Genomic DNA, 11,757 nt, shown 5'->3' with positions numbered 1-11,757 from the left:
TGGACAGTATTTCGGGTAAACGGGTCGAGTCCTGCTGCCCGTATCCTTGCAGCTGCATCATGTGGTGTGCGGCGGGTATCATGCAGGCTTATTAGTTGGCGAGCTGCAGCGATTGGCTGATTATAGCAAGGAATGGATAAATGATCCGAAGGAATACACATGATTGAGCAAAGTAATGAAGCCGTTGGAAAGAAGGCCATAATTAGCCGTTGTTCCAACGGCTTTTTTCATTGATGTGGAATCGGCAAATGACGATATGACACAAATTTGTCACAATCTAATAAATTTTATAAAGGAGTATGAAACATTTTCCTCATTTGATGCATCTAAGTTGAAGGTGGTAATTTTATACTTGGAATATGAATGCAACTTAGGAGGGTGAAAGAGTGAAAAAACTAGTATCAGGTTTTGTAGCGGTGGCACTCGGCTTTACGATGGTAACGCCTGCACCAGCGCAAGCAGCGCCTGCTTACACCGTCTATGTGAACGGTAAACAAGTTAGAACAGATGCTGTGTACACGCAAGGCCGTGTGCTGCTGCCGATGGCGGATATTTTCCAGGCGCTCGGTGCCAGTGTAAGCTTCGATGGGGCAACGAAGACGAAGAAGGTGACAGCTTACAAGGGAGGATCCTCTGTAATTTTAACAATAGGCTCCAAAGCGGCAACGGTCAATGGAAGAACTGTCTATATGGATGTTCCATCTAGAATAATGAATGCAAAAACGATGGTTCCGGTACGCTTCGTAAGTGAAGCATTGGGCGCCACAATCAACTATGACGACAAAACGAGAATCGTTCGCGTGACTTCTGGAAGTTCGCCGACATATCCGGATCGCCCAACGTACCCGGATCGTCCAACATACCCAGATGAGCCCGACTACTCCGGCAATCTTAGAGGCGTCAATTATGTGACAACACAGATCTCAGGCCAATCCGGAGATGCAAGCGATATTCGTGTCAGCTTCTCCAAGGAACAGTATGAAAATAACCTTGATCAATATCGCGTCATGATTGTTAAAGCGTCGAACTCCTTTAATTTGAACAAGGCTCGTTCGGTATCTTCCAACAATTATACCGTAGTGAACAAGAGCAGTGACGATCCTGTAGTCAGATTGGATTCCCGAGCACGTGACGTAGATGGAGACTACATCCGCACGAATGTGAAGTATGAAGCTTATGTATTGTCAGTGGGCAGAACGAGCAACCAACAGGTGCTCTCGAACCCATCTTCAACCTTTACGTTAGGCGACAATGCGGTTGCGGCGGCAACGAATGTGCAAGTGCGCAATGTGGCGAATTATAACGATGGCCGCGATATGCAGGTCAGCTTCTCCCGTCCTTCTAACGATAGCCAAATTCTAAATTATCGGATTATGGTCGTTAAAACGAAGGATGCATCTCGTTTCGATGCTTATGAAGCAGACCGCGTCTCCAGCCAAAATTATACGACCGTATCGAAGTCCAGCAACTCGACGTTGACGACAACCTTGAGTTCGACGGCAAGAGATACATCAGGTGAATATATCCGCAATAATGTGTCTTATACCGTATTTGTAGTATCTGTAAGCAATACGAGCTCGTATGCCAACAAGCTGTCCTCCGGCTCATCCTCGTTCACGCTTGGACAATCAGCTGGTGTTCCAGTGATTACGAAGGTCAGCCAAGTGGGCAATTATGGAGATGGACGCGATATTCAGATCAGCTTTAATCGCTCCTCCGATGAATCGCGCGTAAGCTACTACCGGATTTTTGCAGTGAAATATTCGGATGCTTATCGCTTTGATTTGACTGAAGCAAACCGGGTTTCATCTAGCAATTATTATGATGTCTCGAAGAATGGCTATAGCATTACTTCAACATTGCCATCTAATATGCGTGATGTGAATGGCTCACTAATCCGCAGAGGGGAAACATACCGCCTGTTCGTCATGTCAGTTTCGAATAGCAACTCTGATTACAATGCATTGTCGGGCGCATCTGATTCCATCAATATTTCGAATAACTCAACGGTGTACAGTGCTTCCAATGTAAGAGTAAGCGATGTCGGAGATTATAATGACGGCCGCGATATGATGGTTACCTTCAACCGGGCCTCGGATGAATCGAATATTAGCCAGTATCGAATTATGGTTGTGAAGACGAGCAGATCGTACCGCTTTGATGTATCCGAAGCGAACAACGTATCCAACTACAATTATACGTCGATGAACCCGAATGGCAGAGACGTTAGCCTCAAGCTGAGCTCTACTGCGAGAGACGTAGATGGGGACCTGATCCGTAACGGAACCAGCTACCAAGTATATGTGCTTTCTGTTGGACGCGGTAGTTATGTGAATTCCCTGTCCAGCTCTTCAGATACGATTACGTTGTCTAACAATTCGACGGTGTACCCTGCAACGAACGTATCGGCAAGCAGTTTGGGTGGAAACTACAATGATGGACGAAACCTGAGTGTAACATTCAACCGTGCTGCAGATGAATCGAATGTGAACCATTATCGCGTAATGGTCGTGAAGTCTTCCAACGCAAGCCGTTTTAATCTAACAGAGGCCAATCGAGTTAATAATTGGAACTCAGCTGTCGTGTATCGGAGTGGCAGCAGCTTGTCGCATGTATTCGATGCGGATGCAAGAGATGTAGATGGAGCACCGATTCGCAACGGCAACAGCTACCGGGTATTTGTTCTGTCTGTAAGCTCCAATAGTCAAGCGAACAATGCGTTGTCTGCTCCATCTCCAGAGGTGACGCTTAAAGGCAATGCCTCGGTTGATGTTGTGACGAATGTAGAAGCGAAGATTATTGGCAAAAACGGTAATGCCAGCGACATTGAAGTAGGCTTTAATGCACCATCCAGTAATTCGTACGTAAATGAATACCGTATTATGGTCGTCCGCGCAGATCAGTCCTATGCATTCGACGCATATAGTGCGGGACAGGTGAGATCATCCAGCTACATTCGGGTTGGGAATCAGAGTGGCTATGTAAGACAATCGCTAACAAGCGGCTTGCGGGATGTTCAAGGCAACGACATTCAAAAAGGTGTTGCTTACCGGGTATTTGTGCTTACGGTAGCTGACAATAGAAGCGGCTCCTCGAATGCCTTGTCTTCGCCTTCTGGTGAATTTTCCTTGGTAGATCAATCTGTTCAGGCACCTACGAACGTGTTTGCAGCGAGAGAAGGCGTGAATGATTTCAAGGCTTACTTCACGAAGCCAGGCAGTGATAACGGAATTGCCTATTACGCAGTGATGGCTGTTCCTTCCGGTTCAGCGGGTTCATTCAACCTGGATCAGGCAAATCGTGTGGCAGGAAGTAATTATAAATTGGTTAGTGTATCAGGCGATGGTTCAACCATATTCTCGCTGTCCGATAATGATGCATATGGAAATCCGATTCGCACAGGCGTTACCTATAAAGTATTCGTGATGTCCATAGCAGATGGACGAAGTGCAACGGTGAATGCGCTGTCCACTGCATCCAACGAAATGACAGTTGGTGACGGATATTAATCCTCATGATGTGGGATAGAGAAGATAGATAGATGGCATTCAATAAGAGCCTCGGAATGATTTCCGAGGCTTTTTATGTATCACCAAGAGTACAAGAGAGTTGTGTAATGAGTAAGAAATGACTTCAGTGCTGTCTATTAGGTAATTGGTAGGGGAGAGGGGGGCTAAGCAGTAGTGGCTCTATAGGGAAATCGACAAATGTTCGAGCAGTTGGAGGGAATTGTACGAATCTATGGGAGCAAGGATGGAGAGGATAGGGGTGTTTTTGTCGGAAATAGGGTGAAACCACCTTTGAAAATGACTATAAAATGACAAAAAATGATTTTTCGTGTCGAAAAATTGAAAAGTGTTATGAAAAAGTATTAATCTTTTCATTCGAGCAACCGATATAAAATATGGGTCTTGAGTTGGATAGGGAATGCGACCGTCCAACATGCTGATATGTAATATGTACTTTAGACCTATTCACGCGATACATGTCACAAGAACTAGTGCGTAACATTGCTATGACATTCTTGCCTGATAATCGATCTGCAACACGCAATGGATACATCAAGAAGAACAACATCAGGATTGAAAGGCAAACTCTTCGAAAGATGAGGACGCAAAGCCGCGGGCCTAACATCTTCACGGATTACGGCGGCCGGGTTGCCATTAATGTTGCGGTAACTACACAACGGTTATTCGGTGACAAGGCTATGCAGAATGGCCTTTTTTTTGCGCACAGAAGCTGGGGTAAATGATGGAAATTGTGTTGCTAAAATGGGACGAGTGTACTTCCTACGAAGACATAGATTCATTGATGGATCGATTTATCCCGTTCGTTACACCTGAAAAATACAAAAGGTTAGATAGACTTCGGAACCGTGAAGATCTTTATTGCACGGTTGCGGCTGACATATTGGCACGCATGCTGCTATGTCGAACCTTGAAATGTTCGAATAACGAACTTGTTATTCACACTCATCCCTTCGGCAAGCCATATGTGGAGGGTGATCCAGTATTTTTCAACATCTCTCACGCCGGTGCGTTCATAGCAGTGGCATTGGATGAAGCGCCAATCGGGATTGATATAGAGCAAGCAGGAGAATGGAACATGGACGTGGCTAGGCTGATATGCTCGCCGCGTGAGTTGGAATTGCTTGCAAATACGAACGACAGTCGTGCGCGTCAGGAATTGTTTTTTTACATATGGACGGCTAAGGAAAGTGTTCTGAAGGCATTAGGAACGGGTCTCAGCCTGCCTCCTAGCACATTCGAGATTGTGCAGGAGACAGCTGTACCTATACAGCATAATCAATTATGGAATGTTGATCATAATTATGTAAAGCAATATGTCGTTCCTGTAACAGGCTATAGTATGACTGTGTGCGCACAGCATATGGAATTTGCCAAGCAAATAGAGTACATCACATGGGAGCAGTTGACTCATAGGTTTACGAAATGGGTTGGATCGTATAAAGGAGAGGACGAGAATTGGCTTTCATGGAATTGACAGTAGAACGATTGGCAGGCTATGACGTACATTCTATCGAACTGCCTGAGGAGACAATGCGTCTTCTAAAGAAGCATTCGGCCGAGCATTCGGTCAAGTTGGAATCCGTCATGTTCAGTGCGTGGGCAACGCTGTTGTCCCGGTTCTACAACTCGCAGCAAGTAACTCTTCATGCCGTTCAAGCGGGACACGGCAATGGCAACCATACAGTAGTCAGTCAGGATGACGTAACCTTGCAAGGAATTATGAGCATTCATAACAGCTTGTCGGCTTGCGCAGAAGGACGTAACCTGACTTGCTCTGAAATAGCTTCTGACAGTGATGTGGCAACGTATTGCTGGTACGGAGAAGATGTTCAGCCCGTGCTTCCAGAGGGAGAGCAGGTATGTGACCTGCACGGCTGCATTCAGCATGCTGCTGGAACGGGCGCATTACCAATGTTCACAATGTATTACAAGGAAAATCAGTTCCAGTTATCGACGGTAGAGAAGCTGGGGGAGTACTTCTTGCAGCTGCTGGATGAAGCTGTGAAGCATCCTCAGAAGCGTATTGGCGAGCTGGAAATGCTGACAGAGCAGGACAAGCGCCAGTTAATTGAGGGGATGAATCAGACGCGAGCTGAATATCCTCATACATTCACGGTTCAGGCGCTGTTCGAGGAACAGGCTAAGCTGCATCCGGATCGAGTAGCTGTCATCGAAGATGATCGCGAGTTGACCTATTGCGAGTTGAATGCTCGTGCGAATCAATTGGCGCGCAGGCTGCGGAAGCTTGGCATCGATCGGGAACAGTCTGTTGGTATTATGGCAGAGCGCAGTGCAGAGATGGTTGTCGGTATCTTAGCGATTCTCAAGGCGGGAGGAGCTTATGTTCCACTTGATCCCGATCACCCTCAGGATCGCATTCAATATGTCCTGGAAGACAGTCGTACGAAGCTGGTACTGACTAGCAGATCGTCAGATATAGATTTGCCGAATACCATCGAGCAGGTTCATATGGATGACCCGAGCCTTGCTGATGAATCTAGCGATAATCTGGTATCTGTGAATCAGCCAGAAGATCTTATATATATCATTTACACATCCGGTTCGACAGGAAGACCTAAGGGCGTCATGGTTACTCATCGTAATGTCATTCGCCTAGTAAAGCGCACGAATTATGTGAAGTTTGGCGAAGGCGACCGTATTTTGCAGACGGGATCACTTGTCTTCGATGCCTCAACCTTTGAAATCTGGGGCTCCTTGTTGAATGGCTTAGGGCTCGTGCTCATCGATAAGACGACGATACTGGACGCTGAGCAGCTGGAGGAAGCGCTCATCCGCCATCAGGTAACGATTATGTTCTTGACGACGGCGCTGTTCATTCAATTGGTTGATCGCAATCCGCGCATATTTGCGCCGCTTCGCCAATTGCTTGTCGGTGGAGAGCTGATGTCGCCAAAGCACTTCTATCGAGCGGCTAAGGACTGTGCACCGATTGAGATTTCGAATATTTATGGTCCTACTGAAAATACAACCTTCTCTACTTCTTATCTGATGAAGGAAGAGGGAGACGGGACAATTCCTATCGGTACGCCAATTACGAACTCAACCGCTTATGTTGTCAATGATTACGGCATGCTGCAGCCGATTGGCGCTGTAGGAGAGCTGTGGGTCGGCGGTGAAGGCGTAGCACGTGGCTACTTGAATAAGGATGAGATGACGCGTGAGAAGTTCGCGGATAGTCCATTCGTAGCTGGCGAACGAATCTATAAAACAGGTGACCTTGTGCGCATGTTGCCAGATGGCAACTTGGAATTCGTCGGACGCAAAGATCATCAAGTGAAGATTCGCGGCTATCGCATGGAGCTCGGTGAGATTGAAGCGCAGATTCATACGCACGAGCAAGTAACGGAAGCACTGGTTGTAGCTTTTGAAGAGTCGCCTGGCCAGAAGGCTCTCTGTGCTTACATTGTAGCGGAAGAAGGCATGACAGCGAGTGCAATGCGAGAGTACTTGTCTTCGCATTTGCCTGAGTTCATGGTGCCGGCATACTTCATGTTCTTGGAGCGCATGCCGCTTACGATCAACGGCAAGATTGATCGGGCCAAGCTGCCTCAGCCTGAGAAGCAGGAGCGCATCTCTACCGAATATCAAGCTCCTGTAACGGATACGGAGAAGAAGCTTGCGGCGATATGGGAGGAACTGCTTGGCATCTCTCCAATTGGCACAGCGGATCACTTCTTCGAGATTGGCGGGCATTCGTTGAAGCTGGCACAGCTGCAAGCACGTATCGCAGCTGACTTCCATATCTCATTGTCCTTCAAGGAATTGTTCTCGAATCCATATGTCGGCAAGCTTGCTGCAATTATCGACGGAGGAGCGCAAGAACAATACGAATCGATAACGCCAGCCGAGAAGAAGGCGCATTATCGTCTCGCACCTGCACAGACACGTATGTTCGCGCTGCAACAACGGGGCGGAGTTGGCATGGCCTACAACATTCCACTCGTGTACGAAGTGAAAGGCCATTTGGATACCGGCCGCCTGAAGAAGGCTCTACACCAAATCGTAGAGCGTCATGAAGCATTCCGTACTTCATTCCATTGGGAAGAGGAACAGATCGTACAGAAGGTGCATGAGACAGTTGATATGGATGTGCCGATTATAGAGGCCGAGGGCCGTACTGCTGCTGAACTGGCGAATGAATTCGTCCGTCCATTCCAGTTGGAGGAGCAATCGCTTCTACGTGCTGCGATTGCGAAAGTGGCAGCAGACAGCTACATACTGATGCTGGATATTCACCATATCGTCTTCGACGGAACCTCGCTCAGTGTGTTTGCAGAAGAACTGGCTGCAATCTATAAGGGCGAGGAGCTGGCCTCAATCAAGCTGCAATATAAGGACTATGCGGAGTGGCAGTCCAAGCGTGCACAAGATGAACAAGCACATGAACAGTATTGGCTGAGTGTGCTTGAAGGGGACATCCCACTGCTGGATCTTCCATACGATTATATTCGTCCGAATGTGCAGTCATTTGAAGGCGATATGGTGCGTATAGCATTGTCTGCCAAGACGGTGGAAGGATTGAAGCAGCTGGCTCTCCGTCAAGGAACTACACTCTATATGGTGCTGTTGTCGGTATATAATGTGCTCTTGTCCAAATATGTGGACAAGGAGGATATGATTGTTGGCTGTGCGATTGCTGCTCGAACACATACTGATGTAGATCGAATGATGGGCATGTTCGTCAACACCTTGCCGATTCGCAGCTTCCCAGAGGGCGGCAAGGCCTTTGCTGATTATTTGAATGAGATGAAGGATACGCTTCTACTTGCCTATGAGCATCAGGAATACCCGCTCGACAGCCTGGTTGAACGCCTGCAGCTGAAGCGGGACGTAAGCCGCAATCCATTGTTCGATACCGTATTCGTCATGCAGAACATGGGGGATCTTTCGCTTCAAGCTGGAGATGCCGTCTTCACACAGCTGCCTTATCATAACGGCACATCGAAGTTCGACCTTACGCTGGAGGCAATCGAGCGTGAAGAGGAACTCGAATGCAACTTTGAGTTCTGTTCGAAGCTGTTCAAACGGGCAACTGTAGAACGAATGGCAGGGCATTTCGAGCAGCTTGCTATGCAGGCAGCACAGCAGCCGTCATGCAGCATTGGAGAACTTGAACTGATTACGGATCAAGAACGGGAAGAAATCGTGCACCACTTCAATAATACGGATGCCGAATATCCTCGCCATGCGACTGTACACAGTCTGTTCGAGGAACAGGTGCGTGTAACGCCTGATCGGGTTGCGCTTATGTCTGGTGAACGTGAAATTACCTATACGGAGCTGAATGCGGAGGCCAATCGTTTGGCGCATTATTTGCAGAAGCATGGGACGAAGGCTGAACAGCCGGTTGGTCTGTTCACAGAGCGCACACCAGAAATGATTATCGGTGTACTCGCAATCTTGAAGGCTGGCGGTGCTTACGTGCCGATCGATCCAGATTATCCGCAGGAACGGATTCAATATATGCTGGAGGACAGCCGTGTTAATATCGTACTCGCAAGCGACCATTTGACTGAACGATTGCCGGAAGGACTGAGCAGCATCAGTTTCACGGATTCGGAACTAGCTGTACAGTCAACGGAAAACATAGATGATCTCAATAATTCTGAGCATATCGCGTACTTAATGTACACATCGGGATCGACAGGGAAGCCGAAGGGAGTTATGGTCACTCATCGCAACGTGATTCGCCTTGTGAAGAATACGAATTTCGTATCATTCCAAGAGGGTGATCGCATTTTGCAGACTGGTTCTCTCGTATTCGATGCTTCGACATTTGAAATATGGGGAGCCCTTCTGAACGGACTTCAACTTGTACTCGTTGACAAGCCGACGATTTTGGATGCTGAGCAGTTGGAACAAGCGATTGTACGGCACGGCATCACTATGATGTGGTTGACTTCACCGTTATTCACACAGCTAGTTGAGAAAAATGAGCGCTTATTCGAACCTGTGCGAACATTGCTCGTTGGCGGAGATGTATTGTCTCCGAAGCATATCTACCGGGTGCTTCATGCTTGTGCGCCAATTCAAATCGTGAACGGATATGGACCGACAGAGAATACGACCTTCTCCTGCTGCCACCATATTGCAGCGGAGCAGGACGGATCGATCCCAATTGGAGCGCCGATTGCGAACTCGACAGCCTATGTAGTGAACAACTATGGCAAGCTGCAGCCGATTGGCGTAGCGGGCGAGCTGTGGGTCGGCGGCGATGGCGTGGCGCGTGGTTACTTGAATCGCGAGGACTTGACGAACGAGAAGTTCATCGACAGTCCGTTCAAGGCTGGAGAGAAGCTGTATAAGACAGGCGACCTTGTTCGCTGGCTGCCGGACGGAACAGTCGAGTTCTTAGGACGCAAAGACCATCAAGTGAAAATTCGCGGATATCGCATGGAGCTTGGTGAAATTGAAGCGCAAATCCGAACTCATGAGCTCGTGAAAGAAACACTCGTTACCGATATTGAGGAATCGCCAGGACAAAAGGCGCTCTGTGCGTACATCGTAACGGAAGGTACGGTGACAGCTGCAGATATTCGTCAGCATCTGCTTGATCATTTGCCGGATTATATGATCCCAACTTACTATGCGTTTCTCGATCAGATGCCGCTGACCACGAACGGCAAGATCGATCGCGCGAAGCTCCCTGCGCCATCGAAGCAGGAGTGGACAGGAGCCGGCTACGTAGCGCCTGACAGTGAGACGGAGATGAAGCTTGCTGAGCTATGGCAGGAGCTGCTTGGCCTGACAACGGTCGGCGTTTGCGACAACTTCTTTGAGCTAGGCGGGCATTCCTTGAAGGCGATCACGCTTGTTGCGCAGTTGAAGCAGGAATACGAGGTTGACGTCAGCGACGTATTCGCATATCCGACGATCCGAGAATTGGCATTGCGGATGAAGTATCGTCCGAACCATATGAAGGATAAGCTGGAGCGGATTCGTGCCATGTATGCAGAGGAAGTAGCGGTCGTGGAGGATAAGGCTGTAACGGAAGCTTGGAAGCAGTATCGCAGCCGCAACGAAGCTTATCACAAACGAGAGCTATCGCAGCAGTTGAACTATGCTAAGGTTCTCCTTACAGGTGCAACAGGATACTTGGGTGCTTACCTGCTTCGCGATCTTCTGCATTGCACTGACAGCAAGGTGGTTGCTATTGTTCGCGGGACATCTCCTGAGCAGGCTCGACACAGATTGTACGAGAAGCTGGCCTATTATTTCGGTGCAGCACTGACAGACACGCACGGACATCGAATCGAAGTCGTTAACGCGAACTTGAGTGACGAACATCTCGGACTCGCTGAACACGAATATGCTAAGCTGGCAGATGAAGTGGAATGCATCATCCATGCTGCGGCCAATGTGAAGCATTATGGCCACTATTCTGAATTCGTACTGAATAATGTTACGGCGACGGAGCGCTTGTTGGAATTGGCAGCAACCGGCACGAAGAAGGGATTCCACCACGTCTCTACAATGTCGGTCGGGATGGGAACGATTGAAGGCAAGGAATCCGTTCTCTTCACGGAGGATGACTTGGACATCGGACAAGTGCATGACAACTATTATGTAAAGACGAAATTCCAAGCGGAGCAATTGGTAGAACAGGCGCGTCTGCAGGGGCTTCATACGAACATTTACCGAGTTGGTAACATTGTATGTCACTCAGAGAGCGGTCAGTTCCAGGAGAATATCCAGGACAATGCGTTCTACAAGACGATGAAGTCCTTCATCCAATTGGGGGCCGTTCCTGATTCCGGTCAGGATACAGACTTATCCTTCGTAGATCAGGTGAGCCGTGCGATTATTACACTGCATGACAAGCCTGCCCTGCATGATGAGATCTACCATATCTATAATCCTCATCTGATCAGCATGTCCGAAATGCTGGCTGGGCGGAATGATGTTCAGGTTGCGAGGCTGCCAATGGAGAAGTTCCTATCCTATCTGTTCGAGCAGTATGAACAGGGGGCGAAGCTTGAGGCAGTCGAGAATGTGATGCTGCATAACGGGTGGATGGATGAAGGCGCTGCGCTGACAGCGTTCGAGCTTACTGCAGAACGGACTGCATCTACGCTTGCTGCATTAGGCTTTTCCTGGACTGTACCTGGTGAAGCTCAAGTCACGAATATGCTGCGACACGGGTTCAAAGTTGGCTTCCTAACTCTTACGAACAAGTAGGCCAGCAATTCGGAGCGATATTATGTGC

The 11,757-nt window shown here is 48.3% G+C and carries 4 protein-coding genes and 1 riboswitch; all 4 genes read left to right on the top strand.

Translation table 11 applies throughout. The annotated features are described in order from the left end of the window. The first annotated feature begins 31 nt into the window (after positions 1-31). The 4 genes from BLS15_RS29300 to BLS15_RS03395 all read left to right on the top strand — a co-directional run bounded on the left by BLS15_RS29300 (position 32) and on the right by BLS15_RS03395 (position 11,729). Positions 32-163, top strand: coding sequence for a CatA-like O-acetyltransferase (locus BLS15_RS29300; RefSeq protein WP_081819863.1), 132 nt, complete (start codon positions 32-34; stop codon positions 161-163). A gap of 223 nt (positions 164-386) precedes the next feature. Further along, the gene (locus BLS15_RS03405; RefSeq protein WP_028532160.1) at positions 387-3,509 is read left to right on the top strand and encodes a copper amine oxidase N-terminal domain-containing protein; all 3,123 of its coding nucleotides are present in this window, start codon (positions 387-389) and stop codon (positions 3,507-3,509) included. A 569-nt stretch (positions 3,510-4,078) separates the two neighbouring features. Then, positions 4,079-4,165, top strand: a riboswitch (cyclic di-GMP riboswitch). Between the two features lie 83 nt (positions 4,166-4,248). Next, a complete protein-coding gene (locus tag BLS15_RS03400; protein ID WP_021254826.1) occupies positions 4,249-5,004 on the top strand; it encodes a 4'-phosphopantetheinyl transferase family protein in 756 nt (251 codons plus the stop codon). Then, complete coding sequence (locus BLS15_RS03395; RefSeq protein ID WP_254777278.1) at positions 4,995-11,729, top strand: non-ribosomal peptide synthetase; 6,735 nt, start codon at positions 4,995-4,997, stop codon at positions 11,727-11,729. The genes BLS15_RS03400 and BLS15_RS03395 overlap by 10 nt, the downstream gene beginning before the upstream one ends. Positions 11,730-11,757: the final 28 nt, after the last annotated feature.

The sequence above is a fragment of the Paenibacillus sp. cl6col genome (genome assembly GCF_900102125.1).
Taxonomy (GTDB): Bacteria; Bacillota; Bacilli; order Paenibacillales; family Paenibacillaceae; genus Paenibacillus_B; species Paenibacillus_B suaedae.
Note: the sequence above shows the minus strand (reverse complement) of the source record. Positions and strands in the feature narration are given on the sequence as shown.

Coding starts and splice junctions, on each gene's coding strand:
- BLS15_RS03400 (WP_021254826.1), top strand. CDS start 4,249: ATGATGGAAATTGTGTTGCTAAAATGGGACGAGTGTACTTCCTACGAA.
- BLS15_RS03395 (WP_254777278.1), top strand. CDS start 4,995: ATGGAATTGACAGTAGAACGATTGGCAGGCTATGACGTACATTCTATC.